The sequence below is a fragment of the Hymenobacter negativus genome (assembly GCF_017571495.1).
Taxonomy (GTDB): Bacteria; Bacteroidota; Bacteroidia; order Cytophagales; family Hymenobacteraceae; genus Hymenobacter; species Hymenobacter negativus.
The window spans coordinates 106,853-125,280 of record NZ_JAGETZ010000014.1 but is presented as its reverse complement, the minus strand read 5'-3'; the positions used below and the strand labels follow the sequence as shown (position 1 = coordinate 125,280).

10 protein-coding genes are annotated in these 18,428 nt (G+C 55.9%); 1 reads left to right on the top strand and 9 read right to left on the bottom strand.

What is annotated here, in order from left to right; all coding sequences use genetic code 11:
* Positions 1–9 precede the first annotated feature (9 nt).
* From J4E00_RS23450 to J4E00_RS23405, 9 genes are all read right to left on the bottom strand, one after another.
* Positions 10–1,542 (bottom strand): tagaturonate reductase, encoded by a 1,533-nt coding sequence (locus tag J4E00_RS23450; protein ID WP_208177798.1) that lies wholly within the window; start codon positions 1,540–1,542, stop codon positions 10–12.
* Positions 1,543–1,594: 52 nt separating this feature from the next.
* Positions 1,595–3,652 (bottom strand): pectate lyase, encoded by a 2,058-nt coding sequence (gene pelA / locus J4E00_RS29650; protein WP_236050090.1) that lies wholly within the window; start codon positions 3,650–3,652, stop codon positions 1,595–1,597.
* A gap of 36 nt (positions 3,653–3,688) precedes the next feature.
* The gene (locus J4E00_RS23435) at positions 3,689–4,018 is read right to left on the bottom strand and encodes a cupin domain-containing protein (RefSeq protein WP_208177797.1); all 330 of its coding nucleotides are present in this window, start codon (positions 4,016–4,018) and stop codon (positions 3,689–3,691) included.
* A 19-nt stretch (positions 4,019–4,037) separates the two neighbouring features.
* Entirely contained in the window at positions 4,038–5,960 is a 1,923-nt protein-coding gene (locus J4E00_RS23430; protein WP_208177796.1) for a RagB/SusD family nutrient uptake outer membrane protein, read from the bottom strand.
* A 28-nt stretch (positions 5,961–5,988) separates the two neighbouring features.
* Entirely contained in the window at positions 5,989–9,288 is a 3,300-nt protein-coding gene (locus tag J4E00_RS23425; RefSeq protein ID WP_208177795.1) for a SusC/RagA family TonB-linked outer membrane protein, read from the bottom strand.
* A gap of 484 nt (positions 9,289–9,772) precedes the next feature.
* A complete protein-coding gene (locus tag J4E00_RS23420) occupies positions 9,773–10,666 on the bottom strand; it encodes a pectinesterase family protein (protein WP_317196665.1) in 894 nt (297 codons plus the stop codon).
* A gap of 339 nt (positions 10,667–11,005) precedes the next feature.
* Positions 11,006–12,700, bottom strand: coding sequence for a sodium/sugar symporter (locus J4E00_RS23415; RefSeq protein WP_208177793.1), 1,695 nt, complete (start codon positions 12,698–12,700; stop codon positions 11,006–11,008).
* Between the two features lie 286 nt (positions 12,701–12,986).
* On the bottom strand, positions 12,987–14,915 hold the full coding sequence (locus J4E00_RS23410) for a glycoside hydrolase family 88 protein (protein ID WP_208177791.1): 1,929 nt from the start codon (positions 14,913–14,915) through the stop codon (positions 12,987–12,989).
* Positions 14,916–15,081: 166 nt separating this feature from the next.
* Positions 15,082–16,782, bottom strand: coding sequence for a glycoside hydrolase family 28 protein (locus J4E00_RS23405; protein ID WP_208177789.1), 1,701 nt, complete (start codon positions 16,780–16,782; stop codon positions 15,082–15,084).
* Positions 16,783–17,207: 425 nt separating this feature from the next.
* Here J4E00_RS23405 and J4E00_RS23400 point away from each other — a divergent pair, with 425 nt between their 5' ends.
* Complete coding sequence (locus J4E00_RS23400) at positions 17,208–18,284, top strand: T9SS type A sorting domain-containing protein (RefSeq protein ID WP_208177787.1); 1,077 nt, start codon at positions 17,208–17,210, stop codon at positions 18,282–18,284.
* Positions 18,285–18,428 lie beyond the last annotated feature (144 nt).

The following is an 18,428-nucleotide window of genomic DNA, read 5'->3' as shown; positions in this document are numbered from 1 at the left end:
CAACCAATACTAATTAGCCAAGGCTGTTTTTTTGGTGAAAAACGCGGCCAGTGTGGCCGGGGCACCTTCTTCTAACAACTGGGTCAGGTACTGGCTCACCTTATCGGCAAAGCCGGGCAGGCGGGTGAGGTCAGAACCCCAGAGGACGGTATTGCGCAGCACGGCGTTCGTCAGCTCCGCGGGCGAGAGCTTGGTCCAGAGGTCGGCGAAGTAGCTGGCGCGGTCGTCCTGAATGGTATAGGCATGCCCGTCAACCTCGCCTTCCCCCGTGCTGGGGCCGGTAGTGGTGTTGCGCATAAACAGCAGGTAGGCCGCAAAGCCCAACGCGATGTAGTGCGGCACGACGCGATGCTGCTGGTAGTAATGCACCAGGGTCGGCACGTTGCGCATCTGCATTTTCATGGTGCCCTGCATGGCAATGGCCAGCCAGCGGTGCTCCAGAAACGGGTTGCGGAAGCGGTCCAGCACCTGCATGCCGAAGCGCTGGCCCATTTTTTCGTCGACCTGGTACGGGATGCCGGGCAGCAAATCTGCCAGCATCAGGTTGTGAACGAAGCGAGCCAGATACTCATTTTCCAAAGCTTCACGCACCGTGACGCAGCCACTTAGGTGGGCCAGGGCAAAGCTGAGCGTGTGCGTACCGTTAAGCAGGCGCAGCTTCAATTCGCGGAACAGCGTGATATCGGGCCGGATAACCACGCCCTTGGCTACGCGGTGGAACGAGAGCACTTCGCTCACGCGCTCGCCACCCTCAATGGCCCACAGTGCGTAGGCTTCGGCCACAGTCAGGAGGTCGTCCTGATAGCCAAAATCGGCCTGTAGCTGGGTGTAGGTGGCATCGTCGGGCTTGCCGGGCACGATGCGGTCGACCAGGGTATTGCAAAAGTGGTTGGCCGATTCGAGCCAGTCGAGGAAGTCGCTGCTCAAGTTGTTGCGGTGCGCCAGCTCCAGCACGATGGCTTCGAGCTTGCGGCCGTTGTCGGGAATCAACTCGGTGGGCACTATCACCAGCCCGCAGTTCACATCGCCTTTGAAGGCCACAAAGCGGGCGTGCAGCACGGCCAGCAGCTTGCCCGGGAATGAGGTAGGCGGCGTGAGGTGGATGTCCTCATTCACCAGCTGAATACCCACTTCGGTGGTGTTGGAAATCACCACTTGGAGGTCGGGGCTTTTCGCAAATTCCAGCACGTCGGCCCACTGGCTTTTGGCCGAGAGCACGCGGCTGATGCTGCTGCACACCACGTTTTCTTCCACCGGCTTGCCATCGTCCACGCCGCGCACGCACACCGTGTACAGGCCGTTCTGGCGCTCAAAAGCGGTGGCGTCGCCGCCATCGGTGCTTTTCACCACCACAATGCGACCGTTGAATACGCCCTGGCGGTTGGCCTCGTCAATCATGAAGTCGGGCAGGCCGCGCAGCAGCACGCCCGCCCCAAACTGCAATACCTTTTCGGGCAGCTCAAACAGGGCTGGGGTAGGCCAGGCCACTGCAACGGTGGTGCTGGGGGCGGCTAATGCCAGTTGTTTATTCAGAGTGTCCATTGTGGGTACGATGGGAGTAATTGTTATTGCAAAACGAAGCTAGAGGCGGAGGTTATTTCTTCTCTCCCGTACTCACCCGCTTCTGCCAAGCAGGATATTCTTTGGTCAATAGTTTCTCGGGCCAGGTACCGGCGTAGAGGTAGCCGGCCCGGCGCTCGTTCTCGATTTCGGTCAGCTGATAATGCACCTGACTATCACGGCCTACATAAATCGGCCGGTCGGTATCCAGCTCGTAAAAGCGCGCCCAGAGCGTCGCGCCGGGCTCGGATACGATGACCCGGTCACGACCGGATTTTTCGCTGGGTGCCGCAATTTCCTTCATCATGGTGTCCTTCAGCTTCACTTTTTCAAACCAGGCCACGGCGCTTTCAATGGCTGCTTTCACTTCGGCAGAAGGGTTCTCAATTCCCATCAGGAAACGCACGATTTCTACCGACTCGTCGCCACTCAGCGAGGCCAGTTCGAAGGCGCGGGCCTTGGCGGGCAGCAGGGTTTTCTCGTCGTATTGCGCGCACCAGGCCGTGAGCTGGCCCTCGCGGCGGTACTGCGTTTTCAGAATGCAGTCGATGCCCCGGTCCACGGCGTCTTTGGCGCGCTGGGCATAGCTGGCATCGAGCGCGGCAAATGGACCCGTCTGAGTGGCCACTTTGCGCAACACCACGAGCACGCGTATCATGGCGTTGTCGTTGTAGGTAATCTGGTGGCGGTAATTGCTGAAATCGGGGTAGTACTGCGGAAACCCGCCGTTGGCGTACTGCATTTTCAGCAGGAAGCTCACTCCGGCTTCGGCAGCCGTGCGGTAGGCAGGATTGTTGGTTTTCTGGTACGCCTCCACGAGGTAGTTTATCTCGCGGGTGGTGGCGTTGTTATCGATGGTGGCGTCGTTACGGTTCTTATCGGCCAGGGTGCTGTTCCGGACGGCGGCCGTCAGGGGGTGGCTATAGTCCACTTTCTCGTTACCCACGGCCTTGGGCCAGCCGCCTATGCCACGCTGAAACACCAGCATTTTCTCAGCAATGCTGTCGGTAACCACCGGCGCGGCGACTGGCGCGGGAAGCGGAGGGCGGCTCTTATCTACATTCCAACGCCCGCCGAAAGTCCAGTTGGCGGTAATCTGCTCGGGTTTGGGAGCACCGGCGGCGGTGGCTAGGTTGTCGCGCATCCAGGCATAGTCGCCGCCCTGGCGGTGGCAGCCAAAGTAGTATACACGCCGCCCCCAGCGCTTAGCCCCTGGGCCCGATTCGGCCCAGTAGATGTCGGCATCGGCCATGTTCTGCGGGAATTTGCAGCCCACTAGGTAAAACTGCGCCTCGCGGTGAAAGCGGCCCAGCTTGAAATTGTCGTCACCGGTGAAGGTGCAATTTTTTAGCACCGTTTTCGAGTCCTGGTTACCCGAGCCGTCGTGCCAGATGGCGGCACTGGTACTGTGGCACTCAAAGCGGCAGTTTTCAGCGTAGGACCACCCGCGCGGACAGTAGAAGTCCACGCCGCCCTCCATGGTGCAGTCCTTAAAGTAGAACAGGCCGTTTTCCGTATCCCAGGGGCTCACGGTGTCGCCACCTAGCGCCCGAAACGTACAGTGCCGCACGGTAATGCGCGCCGAGCCTGCGAAGGTGCGCATGGCCATCTGATGGCCGTTGGCACTGATTTTTTTTTGGGCTCCTGCTTCAGCAGATGGACAATTTATTTCCTCATCGGGCTGGCCCTTGTGGTCGAAGCCGTAGGTATTGAGCACCGTCAGGTTTTCGAGGGTCAGGTCGGGCGATTTGCGCACGTTGAGGGTGGCTACGCCCCAGTCGTCGGGGTTGGTGCAGTGCCAGGCATCGCGGGCCTGGGCCACGGTCAGGATAACCCCCTTTTCGCTTTCGCCTTGCAGCACGACCTTGTCCTTGCCATCGATATAGATTTTCTCGCGGTACGTGCCATTCTTAATCAGCACGGTGCGGGGCTGCTCGGCATGGGCTGGCAGGCTGTTGATGGCCTCCTGCACGGTACGGAAATCGGCCTTACCGCTCGCTGATACCACTATGGGCCGGGGCGCAGCCGCTGGAGCCGCCCACCCTCCGGGCGCGGCAGCCAGCAGCCAGCCAAAAATCAGCGCTATTTTCATGAGGTTGCATAAGCCCGAAGGCTACAAAAATTCGGTCTAGAGAAAGTCGTCGCGCCGGGGCGTGAACGTGTCGATGAGCACGCCCGCTACCAGGCAGCGCACACCGTGCAGGGTATTGCCAGACACCAGGCAGGAATCACCGGAGCCCAGCAGCCGTTTTTCGCCGGCAATGGTGTATTCAAACTTTCCGCTCTCGACATAGCTGATTTGCTGGTGCGGGTGCTCGTGCAGCGCGCCCACGGCGTCCTGCTCAAACGTCACCCGCACCAGCATCAAATCCGGCCCCTGGGCCAGCACCTGGCGTTGCACGCCGGGGCCCATGGGCACCAGGAGCAGTTCGGCGGCGCTGAAAAAGGGTGATGGCATTGGATTATCAGCTATTGATTTAATAACCAAAGTTTTGCTTCAGGGCAGGGTCAGCAATAATCGTAGACTGCGGAATGGGTAGAAGCTCTTTGCCGCGCCCAGGCACATACTCCGCGGCTAGGCCTGAGCCCACGCTCCGCACGGCTGTAGTGGTAGAGCCAGGCAGGGCGTAGCTGGTACCTGCTGGCTTGGTATTAGCTACATAAGAGGCATCTATGACCTGACGCCAGTTTACACGAGTGAGGCCAGCTGGGGCCGGGGCAGTCGGCGTGGCAGGAATAAGGGCTGCAGGCGTAGGACGGTAGAAGGAGCGGGCCCACTGAACGGGTTGCACGGCGAGTGAAGGTGCGGTAGGTATGCGGTAGAATTGATACAGCGGCACGTTGTCGTAAGGAAACTGGCCTAGCGCCATTTTCTCGATATTGGCCTTTACCTCCGAAATTTTAGTTTCGAACAAGTTCCAGCGTAGCAGGTCGTACTTGCGGATGCCTTCACCACCGAATTCGAGGTAACGCTCGTTTACAAGAGCGTTAAAAAACTCGGTCTTACTGCCTAGGCTAAAACCTGCCCGCGTGAGCGTAGAAGAGGCCAGGGTACGGTTACCACCGAAACCACGGGCGCGCACTTCCATGAAGGCATCCTGAGCAGCTTGGGTGGGGCCGTTGAGTTCGTTCTCGGCTTCGGCAAACATCAGCACCACATCTGCATAGCGGATAATAGGCCAGTTGTAATCCAAGTAGTTTACCGTACCCGTGACGGGTGGAATGTGCCAGTCGCGCCGCCACTTGCCATCAGCAGCCCCGTTGAGGGCCACACCAATTTGGAATGTTCCACTGGAAGCCATTCCGTACGTGGTCAACGTAACGTCCCGGCGCGTATCGGTCGAGTCAAAAGCGTAGAAGTAAGGCGGCGCAATGGTCACCCCACCCTGCGAGGAACCATAAATGCTCGATTGATTTTGCAGACGCGGGCCGTTGTAGTAGCCCAGCTTACTGCCCGAAGCACCGGTGGCCGTGGCCATGCCGACTTGGAACATGATTTCGTTGGCAGCCTCGCTCCGCAACTCGTTGATGCTCTTGAATGTTTCCAAGAAACTGGTGTTCAAGTTGTGCTCTTGGCGAGCCGTGACGGTCATCAGGTCCGCGCACTCCTGACGGGCAATACGGTAGTAATCGAGGTAGTCGGTGGCCCGTGTCATTTGCGCGCCCTGCAGCGAGTAGCCGCCGCGGTATAGCGCAATGCGCGCCCGCAGGGCCTTGGCAGCACCTTTGGTAATGCGCTCGTTTGCTGGGCCCGCCTGCGAACGCCAAGGCAGCAATTCCTCGGCGGCCAGCAGGTCGGCCACGAGGTGCTCTAGGGTCGCGTTGCTGTTGGAGTTGGGCAAGTTGAAATCCTGGCCCGACACTACCGGGGTGAACTGTACAGGCACGTTGCCCCAGTTACGCACCAGTTCAAACAGGTACTGAGCCCGTAGCGTGAGTGCTTCGCCGTGCAGCCGGCGCAGGGCGGCTACATCGGCCGCGCTTCCGCTGGTGTACAACGCCATTTTTGGAATCTGGTCAATGCAGATGTTCGTGCGCTCGACCCCCTGATAAAGTTGGTTCCAGCATTTGGTTACGTCATCGTTGTTCGGCTGAACGGCGTAGCGTGCAATCTGGCGGCGTGCATCAGCTGGAGCACCAGCCGAGCCAATAAGCTCATCAGAGTCCAGGGGGAAATACAAGCTAACGCGCTGCCCATAACCATAATCACCCGACAGCGGGTCGTAGGCTCCAATAACGGCGGCAGTAGCACCGCTCACGTTGCTGAACGTGTATTCCGTAGTGTTAAGCGCGAGGGGGTCAACTTCGAGGTAGTCTTTGCACGATGACAATAGCCCGGCAGTACCGGCCAGTACCGCTGCGGCCAACGCAGCCCGGCCAAAAGAATGAAACGATTTCATATAATTCAGAACTAAAAGCGGGTGGGAATTAAAGCGACAAGTTCACGCCGAATAAGAAAGCCCGGCTGCGGGGATAGGCAGCGTAGTCCACACCTGGGGTGAGGGGCGAAGAGCGACGGGTGTTCACTTCGGGGTCGTAGCCGGTGTATTTGGTGAACGTATAGAGGTTGTTGAGCGTCACGTAGAAGCGCAGGGTCTGCACTTTGGCACGGGACATCAGCGTCTTGGGCAGGGTGTAGCCGAAAGTCAGGTTGTTTATGCGCAGGAACGAGCCGTCTTCTACAGCCCAGGAGTGAAATACCAACCCGCGAGTCGGAGTCCAGATATTGGCGTTCTGGTTCACTTCGTTTAGGCGCGCAATCGTAGTGATGGGGCTACCGTCGGCTTCGATGATGCGATACCGGTCGCTCATAATGCCCAGCAGGTTGTTGAAGGCCGTGTTGGCTGTATTGGTCGTGAACTCGATTTTATTAGCATTGTAGACATCGTTGCCCAACACGAAGTTGAGGAACAAGCTGGCATCAAAGCCTTTGTAAGTAAACTGCTGGTTTAGGCCACCCACCATTTTAGGGTTAGCGTTGCCAATCACCGTTTGGTCGTAGGGGTCAACCTTGCCATCAGGCACCCCGTTGGGGCCGCTGATGTCCTTTAACTTCAGCAAGCCAGGCCGGTAGCTGTTTTCTCCAATGAGGCCCAGGTCATCCACAAACTTAATGTCTGTACGTGGTGTCCAAGTGCCGGCAATACTGCTGGAAGCCGTGGCAGGTGCCACGTAGCCTGAGAAATCGTTGGCCGTAAGAAAACCATCGGTCACGTAGCCATACATCTCCCCCACAGGCCGCCCCACGCGAGCCAAGTAGTCCTGGGTGAGAGCAGTACCACCCCAGCCTGAGGAAATACCCAGAATCTCGTTCTGGTCCCCGCCCAGGCTTTCAATACGACCACGGTTGAACGAAGCGTTGGCCGTGGCGGTCCAGGTGAAGTTCTCGTTGCGCACCAGCGTACCGGTCAACTGCAGTTCCAAGCCGCGGTTCGACGTCGAACCCACATTTTGCAGCTGCGTGCTGTAGCCCAAGAAAGCAGGTACTGGCTTGTTGAGCAGCAGGTCGTCGGTGGTATTGTAGTAAGCATCAGCTGTAAACTGCACCCTGTTTTCGAACAGCGCCAGGTCAATACCAATATTGCGCGAGGTGGTCGTCTCCCATTTGAGGTTGGGATTGGCCAAGCCAATGGCCGATGAACCGTACACGAGTGTATGGTTCAGCGCATATGGTGCGCTGCCAGCTTGGAACAACTGGTTGTAGAGAAAGTCACCAATGCGGTTGTTGCCAGCTTTGCCGTAGCTTAAACGCAGCTTCAGGTCGTTGATGAAAGAAATATCTTTGAAGAATTCCTCACGCGAAACGCGCCAAGCCAACGAGGCACCAGGAAAATAGCCGACCTTATTGCTCGACGGAAACTTCGACGAGCCATCGGCCCGGAACGTGCCCGTGAACAAGTACTTGTCATCATAAGAGTACGTCAGGCGACCAAAGCCGGACAGCAGCGTGTAATCGTTCGGTATGCTCGTCTGGGGCAGTACTGGCTGCGATGTCTGACCGGCTGGCAGCACGCCTTGGTTAATGTTAGCCAAAGCCCGCTCAGCGGTAATTTCCAGCGGCAGGAAGTTGGTTTGGATGTATTGCTGCGTGCTGCGCTGCTGGTAGGTTTCCTCGCCCAGTAACACACCTACCGAATGCTTATCCTTCTTGAAGCTGTAGTCCAGAACGTTCGAGTTATTGAGTGTGGACTGCGTAGTGGTGGTGATGGTAGCGAAAGGCAGGTTGGCATAGCCTCCCGACGCAGAGCGCAATGTAGGCGAATACCGCCCGTTGAACGTACCCAGATTGATGTCGGTGATGTCGAAGCCCGCCGTAGAGCGCAGGGTCAGGCCTTTCACAATTTCAAAGGACGCGTTGCCTCCAATGTTGATGGTACGGCGCTTATCGTTGCGGTACTCGCTATCGATGGTCACGATGGGATTAACCAAGTTGGAGTTGTCGGCAAAATCCGGGTCAAAAGCCGCTACATCAGCCACAGTCCCATTCGCCTTCGGTGCCAACAGGGGCTGATACTGTACAGTGTTGCGCAAGCGCGAAGTAGTAGACGAGCCCGAGGAGGAAGTACCAGCACCCAAAGTACCCTGGTCGTTATAACGGGCGTTCAGGCCAATGCGGAACTTGTCCGAAGCTTTGGTATCGAAGCGGAAATTGAGCAGATTGCGCGAATAGTCTGAGCCCCGCTGAATACCCTGCTCGTCGTTGCGGGTCAGGCTGAGCGCATACGTTGTCGCTTTCGAGCCACCGGTTACCGATACGTTGTGCGTCTGCTGGAAGGCTCTGCGGCCAAACACCTCGTCCTGCCAGTCCACGAATGGGGCATTGCGGGCCCGTTGTATTGTATCACTGTTAAAATTAGTGCTGCCAAACAAACTCTTGAACGTGGGGAGGCCCGTACTCGCACTGCCCACAAGGCGGGCCCGCTCATACTGGTAGTTGAGATAATCCTGCGGTTCCAGCACGTCCAGGGTTTTGGTAATCTTGCGGAAGCCACCGAAGCCATTGTAGCTTACTGTCGTACGGCCGTCGAAGCCTTTTTTGGTGGTAATGATGATAACACCATTGGCACCACGAGCACCATAAATAGCTGTAGCTGAAGCGTCTTTCAGTACATCAACTGATGCAATGTCCTGCGGGGCAATCACACTCAGTGCATTCTCAATCTGGATGCCGTCTACCACATATAATGGCGAGTTGTCCTGAGTGATTGACCCACCGCCCCGCACGCGAACCTGAACGTTAGGGTTACCGGGTGTACCTTCAGAACTCGTTAGCTGCACACCGGCCAGACGGCCCGTCAGAGCCTCCGCGGCCGAATTCACCGGAATGTCCTTAATCTGTTGCGCGCTTACTGATGATACTGCGCCCGTTACATCGCGGCGAGGCACGGCCTGATAACCAATAACCACCACATCCTCAAGCTGTTTACTATCTACGGCCAAGGTAATATTGATGGTAGACTGGCTGCCTATCTTCACAGCCTGCCCCACATAGCCCACATAGCTGAAGCGCAAGGTGGCATCGTTGCTACCTGCTGGGAGGTTGATGCTGTAATCACCATTCACCCCGGTCGAAGCGCCATTGGTGGTGCCTTCCACAAGTACCGTAACGCCGGGCAGGGCTTCGCCTTCCGCTGATTTAACGACGCCCTGAATCTGACGGCTTTGGGCTGCAGCCAGCCCGATGCTCCCCAAGAGCAGCAGCCAGAACAGGAGAATATGTTTTTTCATAAAGGGTAAGAAATTGGGTGGGAGTTAAAAAATTCGTTCTAAAAGCCGGTCATTGGGTGGCGCGGCGTCAGTATTCAGGTAGCAGCCCCTAGATAGCTGGGCCGTATTTTGAGTTGATGAATGAGGACGATGCAAAGACTGCTACTAAGCCAAAAAGTGCTTATCCAGAGGGAGGAAGCCAGTCTCGCTTCATAAATGTTTCATGCAACTCCAGCCAAAAGCAAGAGTTGGACAATATTTTTTTGTGCAATCGATGCCGGGAACGTTGCCACTCCAAATTCGCCCTATTGGATTATGCGCTGGCATTAGCTAAACAGCCCAAAAAAGCAAAAGCCAGCCCTGAACAAATCAGGACTGGCTTTTGCTTTTGAATTTGAACTATACCAATAAAATCAACATCCGCACATAACTTGTGCCCACTTCAAAAACTAGCATCGAGACATGGTAGCTCAGGGCTCTTGCCCCGCCATGGCAATGCCCTTTACTACTCGCTCGTAGCTGTCGGGTCCCAGCCGCCTAGCACGGCTTCGCGGGTATAGAAGGCGGCTTGCTGCGGCGTGAGTTGACGCGACCACAGGATGCGGGTTTTGGGCGAGGCCCCAGGCCCGATGGATTTAAATTCGGCAAAAAAGGCGTCCTGCTTGTTGCTTTCCTTGCCCCAGTGGTCCCAGCCCTTGGGATGAATGGCGGCACTTAGCTCGCAGTTGAGCAGCACTGTTTTGGCAAATGGCTTCCAGGGCCGGGCAATGAAGTAGGAGTCGGCCGGGGCATCGCCTACCACCTTGCAGCGCTGCAGCACGAAGCCGTAGCGCACACTATCCGGAGTAGACGGGGCCATGATGACAGTGCCACCATCTTTGCAGAACAGCGTGCAGTCTTCAAACCAAGCCGTAGCGGCACCCAGAATAAAATCGGTCGTGCCCTCGATGTAGCAGTCTTTGTAATACTGCCGGCTGCCGTAACCGTAGGGGTACAGCGTGTCGCGGGTACCCAGAAAGCGGCAGTTCTTAAAGGTGGCTTTGTCGCCGTATACCCACATGGCAGGGCCCTGCCCTATCTTGCCCGCGGTGTTTTCGAAAGTCAGGTTTTCAGCCGTGAAGTCGTTGCCAAATACCCGGAAGCTGGATGCTTCCGAAGTGCCCATTGGCTCAATTGTATCGACGGCACGGCCGTTGTAGTCGTCGTAAGTGAGGATGGTGGTGCTTAGGTCCTCACCTACCAGGTGTACGAAATTCTGCTTTTTGGCTAGGTTTAGCTTCTCCTTATAAGTCCCGCTTTTGATGAAGATGGTAATGAAAGCCCGGTTGTTTTTAGGTACTGCATCGAGGGCGGCTTGTACGGTGCGGTAGTTGCCGCTGCCATCCTTCGCGACTGTCACTCGCTTGACTTGGGCAAAGCCAGCTAGGCTACAAAAACATAAGGCGATAAAAAATATACTGCGTATCAACATAACAAAGGAAAGGGTGGGATTATAAAAGAATGCCGATGGTCAAATAGCCGTGTCGGGCACTACGAAGTAAGCGCTCAATCAACCAACAGTGCAAATTACCAACTTAATATTTGCCAAATTTTCCACTACAGCCACTAAATAACTCAATTCATCTTCCGTTTTATTTTAGTAATGCAGCTAAGGTTGAGGTTATCAAAAAACAAAAAAGAACGGCAGCAAGCTTGCGCCTGCTGCCGTTGAAAATTGGTCGAATTCCTGCCGCCGCTACTACCAGTAGATGGTGTAGAGCACCGTGAGGATAACGATGATGGAAGATGCGCCAATCACAAAGCTGGGCTGCGGTTTAAACATGCTGCTGTCGATTTCCAGCCCTTTGGTTTTCACCCCGCGCGCATTCTCAAACAGGCTGATGATAATCATCATGATGATGCAGATGACAAATACGAAGCCCATGCGGTCGAGGAAGGGAATTTCGTATATACTGGAGCCTTTGGGCTGCACGGCGAAGCCGAATGGGGCCAAGAACGACAAGTCCATGTAGGTGGGCAGGAACTTAAACATCACCGACAGCAGGAAGCCGCCGATGGTGGCAAATAGCGCGGCCGTGGAAGTCGTCTTTTTCCAGAAAAAGCCCAGAATGAACATGGCGAAAATACCCGGCGACACGAAGCCAGTGTATTCCTGAATGTACTGGAAGCCGCCCTTTTTATCGATGCCTAGGTGCGGTGCAATGAGCACACCCAGAATCATAGCCACGACTACGGCAATCTTGCCGGTGGCTACCAATTGCTTCTCAGTGGCATCGGTTTTGAAGACTTTATGGTACACGTCCAGTGTGAAGATGGTCGCAATCGAGTTGGCTTTGCCGGCCAGCGAGGCTACCACGGCAGCCGTGAGGGCAGCGAAGGACAGACCTTTCAGACCCACCGGTAGAATGTTGAGCAGCACTGGGTAGGCACGGTCAGGGTTCAGGTCGGCACCCGAGCCAAACTCAGCAGCCCCGAATACATCCTGCTTGTAAAGAACATACGCGGCGATGCCGGGCAGCACCACAATCACGGGCATCAATAGTTTGAGGAAGGCGGCAAACAAAATGCCAGAGCGGGCCGTGGGCAGGTCGGCGCCCAGGGCGCGCTGGGTGATGTATTGGTTGCAGCCCCAGTAGTTAAGATTCACAATCCACATGCCGCCGAGCAGGACAGTGAGTCCAGGTAAGTCGAGGTAATGCTCGTTGTCGCGCTTGAAAATCATTTGGAAGTGGTCGCTGGCATGGGTGGTCATCAGGTTGAAACCGTTGATGACGCCATGGGTACCGTAGTGTTCCGAAACCAGGTTCAGGGCCAGATAGGTGGTGGCCAAGCCTCCAAGAATGAGGAAGAACACCTGGATAACGTCGGTAAACCCGATAACCTTCATACCACCCAGCGTGATGATGACAGCAAAGCCCGCCAGCATGTACATGCAGAAGTTGAGGTTGAGGCCCGCAATGCTGCTGATGGCAATGGCCCCGAGGTAGAGAATCGAGGTCAAGTTCACCACTACATAGAGCGCCAGCCAGAACAGCGCCATAATCATGGCCACCGTGGAGTTGTACCGCTGGCTGAGGAATTGCGGCATGGTGGCAATATTGTTCTTCAGGTAAACCGGAATGAAGAACACGGCCACGATGACCAGGGTAATGGCCGCCATCCACTCATAAGTGGCAATGGCCAGACCCATGGCAAAGCCCGAGCCCGACATGCCCACGAACTGCTCGGCCGAGATGTTGGAGGCGATGAGTGAGGACCCAATGGCCCACCAAGTCAGAGAACCCTCGGCGAGGAAATAATCCTTGGAGTTGCCCTCCAGAGTACCGTCGTGGCCGCTTTTACGGCGATATACCCAGATGCCGTACCCGGATACGATGATAAAATAGACGAAGAATACGATGTAGTCAATCGTACTGAGGGTGTGCTGATTCATTGAAAGAATAAGTGGGAATTAAGGAGGAGGCTTGCCTCCGAAGCACCTGAGGTGCAAGGGTGGCGAAGCTATGGGAAAGTAATGTTCCGGTAAAAAAACGGCTTCTGAAAGGTTTTTTTTCAAATAGTGCCAATTATGCGGAGGCATTTTTACGCAAACGGTTGCAACGTTTAGCTATCGGTTTCGATTGCGTATGGCAATAGTGGGAGGCATATTTTGGCCAGAATTCATAAAAAAAGCCGGGCAGGCCCGGCTTTTTTAGTCATCCTCAATAAGTAAGCACTCGCTACTTGCTCAGCAGCCAGGTGGCGAGGTCCTTACCTGCCTGAAAGTTTTCAAATGAAGCCGGAATTTTGCGGCCATCGGTGTACTCGTTGTAGAGCCAAGGGTCGCCGAGGATGAAAACCTTCCCTTTACCCAGCCGGGCCGTAGCCATGATGACTTTGCCGTTGTTGGAGACCAACGGTTGGGCTGGCGCCGCTACCGATAGCACCGACAGTTCCTTGATATAGGCCGTCTTGGCAGTTTTGAAAACGGCACTGCCCGAAGCCAAATCCACTTTGCCCTGTTCAAACTGCGAGCCCTGCACCATGTTCACACTTTGGTCGGTAAACTGCACGCCGAAGTTTTTGGCCAATTCGTTGAAGTGCTTGATTTCGCAGTTGGCCGTGTCGTTGGCTAGCAGGACGAGCGTCCCCCCTCCCTTCACCCATTCGGTGATGGCCTTGCTGTCGGTGGGCTGGATGTAGTTGGGCTTGGGGCTTTCCTTGCGCGAGTCCGGGTCGACGATGACGTACACGCTCAGGTTTTTGAGGCTGGCGGCCGTCGGAGCCGTGGGCACGGCTACCGTTTGGGCACCTAACTCGCGGAACTGGTTGCCCCACAGCCAGAAACCACCGTGGGTGTGTTCCTCCCAAGTGTAGTGCCACTGCTCCTGCTCGCCGGTGAGCGGGCTTTTGCGCATCTCGTGGTTGAAGTAGTAATCCAGGCCCACGGTTTTGCCCTGGCCAATGGCATTTTCAGCCGCGATTTCCATCTCGGTGCTAGCCAGGATGAAGGGGCCTACCCCTTTCAAATCGTTCTTGCGGAGCGGCTCAGACAGGTAGTAGTCGAAGGAGCCGTCGCGATAGGGCTTGCCGCCCAGGCCGCCCACGCTCACCGTGCCATTGAAGGCCAGCGCGCCGCCAGCTTCTGTAGCGACAAAGGATTTCAGGATACCATCATAGCCTTTTTTGGCAACGGCCGCGTACTTTTTATCGAGGTAGCCCAAGCGCACAGACTTGGCCAGCGTGTACACAAACATGCTGCTGCCCGAGGCTTCGGCGTAGTTGCCCTTTCGGCCTTCCTGGCCCATTACAATACTCCAGGTGCCAGTTTTAGGGTCCTGGTACTTAGTCAAAGCAGGAGCTAGGCGTTGCAGGGCTTTGATGAGCATGGGCCGCTGCGGGTGGTTCTGGGGAAAATAGTCGAGTACATCGACCAGCGCCATGCCATACCACCCAATGGCGCGGTCCCAGAAATTGGGGCTTTGACCGGTGGTCTTGTTAGCCCAGGCTTGCTCTTTGCTCTCGTCGTAGCCGTGGTAAAGCAGGCCGGTTTTGGGGTCGACCAAGTGCTTTTCAATCAGGGCAAATTGCTTGGCCACGTCATCAAACCCCGCTGCCTGGTTGAAAACCTTGCTGTATTCGGCGTAAAACGGCTCAGCCATGTACAAGCCATCGAGCCACATTTGATTGGTATACACCTTCTTGTGCCAGAAACCGCCTTCCTTGGTGCGTGGCTGGCCGTCGAGCTGCTTGCGCAGGTATTGCGCAGCCTTGATGTACTTGTCGTTGCCGGGCACCGACGTCTGGCTGAGCAGCAGCAAAGCATGGCCGCTAGCCATGTTGTCGAGGTTGTAATCTTCGGGTTTGTAAGTCCGGATGCTGCCATCCTTTTGCACAAACTGGTCGAGGTCTTTTTGAATGTAGGTAAAGTACTTTGGGTCGCCGGTGCGCTGCCACACGCGTTCCAAGGCCCGCATCATCAGGCCTTGTTCGTAATCCCAACGAGCAGTTTTGTTTTTGCCGATTACAATGGAATCGGGATGCCAGCCGATAAAGGCATCGGCCATGCGCTGGGAATAAGCGGCGGGGCGCGCCGTTTGGGCGGAGCTGGTTTCGGCCAGTAGCGCCAGGCCCAGCAGCGGCAACAGGAAGCGGGTGGTTTGTTTCATTAGCAGCACGTCAGGCAGCGCGTAGCAAAGCATCTCTACAGTTGAGCTCCATCATTTCACGCATTGAGCGGCGTAGGGGCCGGGGCAGTCCTCTGTAGTAGAACGAAGTCGTAAAGATGCTTCGCGGTGCTCTGAAAAGTGTGCTCTTGGTTAGTTTCGAAAGAGGCTAGCGTTGCGCTACGGTTACGGTTTTTTTGGCCAACTTATCACCCAACTGCACATCTTTCTTCGCCAGCTTGGTATTGGTGTTGGTCAGGCGAATGTCTTTGCTGCGGTCACCGGTCACGCGGAGCAGCAGGTCCGCTCCGTTGGCGTAACGGATACCATCGAGCGAGATATTGCGGCTGTTCTGCACCTCCATCACCGGCATGGTTTCAGTGGAAAGCAGGGTTACATTTTTCAGGCGGATGTTCTCGGCCTCCTGGCACAGCAGGCCCTTTTTGCTTTCCAGCACGGCGTTTTCAATACTGATGTCCTTGATGCTCATCTCGGGTAGGCCGCGCACCAGAATGCCAGTAGTGGCACCCTTGCAGGTTATGTTCCGAATTTGGAAGCCCTTGAACTGCGGCGTGCCCTCGTTCAGGGGCTGCGCGGCAATGACAGGCGGAGCCATCGATTCGCCGGCCAGCGGCACGGGGTCTTTGGCCGCATAGTACATGTCAAACAGCACGGCTTCGCCGGCAATGTCGGTCATGTCCACGCCATCCACGAACACGTTCTCGACTACGCCGCCGCGGCCCCGGGCCGTCTTGAAGCGCAGGCCAACATCGGTGCCAATAAAGGTGCAGTTGCTCACATACATGTTGCGCACGCCACCCGACATTTCGGAGCCAATCACGAAGCCGCCGTGGGCATGATACACCTTGCAATCGCGGATAATGAAGTTCTCGGTGGGCACGCCGCGCTTACGGCCTTCCTCGTCGCGGCCGCTCTTGATGCATAAGCCGTCGTCGCCCACATCAAATGTGCAGCCTTCCACCAAGCCGTTGCGGCACGACTCAAGGTCAATGGCATCCGTGTTCTGGCCATACCAGGGGTTACGAGCCGTCACATTGCGCACGGTAATGTTCTCGCAGAGCAGAGGATGAATGGTCCAGGCTGGCGAATTTTGAATAGTAAAGCCCTCCAGCAGAACCTGCTTGCACCGCGTCAGGCTCAGCATATTAGGCCGCAGGAAATCCCGAATGTCGTCAAAGTCGGCTGGGTTGAGGCTCTTCCGCGGCTTGCCGGCTGCTGCCAGCTGGTTGCCCTTCAGCGAGGCTGCGGAGGGATACCAATAATCTTTCTTATCGTTGAGCACCCCACCCGATGCTACTAGCTTCTGCCACTGCGTTTCGTTGAGCTTGTTCTTTTTAACGGGGCGCCAGGCGTCACCAGCACCATCAAACGTCCCGTTACCGGTGATGCCGATGTTGGTCAGGTCCACCCCCGAAAGCGGAGCTTGGCTGCGAATAGCATCCTCCCCTTCCCAAGTGGTTTTGATGAGCGGGTACTGGCTGCGGTCAGCCGTAAACTGCACGAGCGCACCGGTGGCCAGGTGCAGGTTCACGTTGTTTTTCAACACAACGGGCCCCGTCAGCCAGAGGCCGCGTGGCACCAGCACGGTACCCCCGCCCACGGCGCAGGCCTCAATGGCTTTGCGGAAGGCTTCGGTATTCAGCGTCTGCCCATCAGCTACGGCACCGTACTTAGCCAGATTAAATGTGTCCTTTTTAAAAGACGCTTGCAGCACCACAGGCAGGTCGCCGATGAGCATGCCCTCAAAGGGTATGTGAGGCGCCTGGATTTTCGGAGTTTCTGCCGGCCGGAAAGCAGCGGTGAGGAAGGCCGCCGAACCTGCCAGCAGCAATGCCAAGGTTGATTTCATGGGTGGGGTGAACGCGGCCACACCCGTCCGTGCAGCCATTTTTAAATAGAAAAAGGCCCTATTGCCCTAACAATATTAGGCCCCTTCCAAGCCGGAACTCCCCTGTAGTGACATGGCAAGGCACCTTTTTTTGCGCAATCGATGCCGGGAACGTTATCGAGTCAGGCTGCTTTGGACGGCAGAGGAGTAAGCAAGTGCTACAAAGCGTTCTAAGATTCGTAATAGGTGCGAAACATTAGTTCGAAAGCGAACCAGTTACGCCATCGTTCCCGGCATCGATTGCGCAACTAAAATCAACCCGTCTGATACGTTTTTCGATATAATCTGGGGAAATTGCATGAGTAATTGCTCACTTATATAACCAAACCAGTTGGCTTTTATCTGTTTCTCATCCATTTCGCATTCTCACTTTTCAATTTAACCACATGGAAAATAAATTACTATCTACTGTTGTTTTACTTGCAGGCCTGGGTTCGGCACAGGTAGCCTTGGCTCAAACGCCGGTATTCGTACAATGGCCGATGACGGCCAACAACAGCGACAACGCTGCGGTACGCTCCACTGGAGTCACTGCAAACACCCCCTTCCTGCACAGCGTGCCTACCACCGCTGCCCCCACGCTTAAACTGGTACTGTCTGATGGTGGAACCACCGGTGGCTCAGTGCCTGCTTATTCGGCGAAAGGACAAGCATTCGGTGCTGCCCCTGATGGCACCGGATTTAGCACCCTAGCTAGCTCGCCTAAAGGTGCCCATTACGAGCAATTTTCTATCACAGCTACGGCCCCGCTACGGGTTGATTCGCTCGGTTTCAACATTCGGACTACCCAAACCACCAACGGCCGTCTGTCGCTGCTATGGTCGCTGAATGGATTTGCGACTGACTCTACCGAGTTCAGCTACGCCAAAGGCCCTGCTACCAATTCTGGTAGCAGCACAAGTGTATCCTCAACACCCGGCGGAACCCTGCCCGCAGCACATAATGGCTCGTTTGGAACCGGCATCACAGGTACCAGCGCCGCGACGGCTTATGTTTATTTGCCTCAGGACAATGCCCTGAACCCCAAGGACGACTTCCACTTTGCCTTTAACAACAACGCCAATGGCCTGACTTTGGCTGCTGGTCAAACCCTCACGGTGCGCCTCTATCCGGCCATCGGCAGCAACACAGCAGGTCGTTATGTGCTGCTGCGTAACGTAACGATTAAGAGCCGCCAAGCCTATACGGCTAACGTTCTCGCCGTTCGTTCCAGCTTGGTTGCCACTAATCTGGCTGCCTATCCCAATCCTACTCAGAACCGCTTGGCGGTGCCTCACGCTGCCGCCAGCCGCGATGCCCGCGTGACGGTGTTCGGTACTACCGGCAACAAGGTGGCTACTTTTGCTGCTCAGCTTGGCACCACGGAAACCGCCGTTGACCTAAGTGCGCTGGCTAATGGCCTCTACCTGGTAGAGTACGCCGACGGCGCGCAGCGCAGCAGCGCCCGCATTGTGAAGGAATAGGTTTCTACGCATTCATAAGCTTGCCATCAAGCGCCTTCTGCTATGCAGGGGGCGCTTGTTTTTTTATACCTGTAACCTGAAAAGAATGGCAGGACCTATCGCAATCAATCATTGCAATCATCAGTGAGTGATTCATCACCCTAC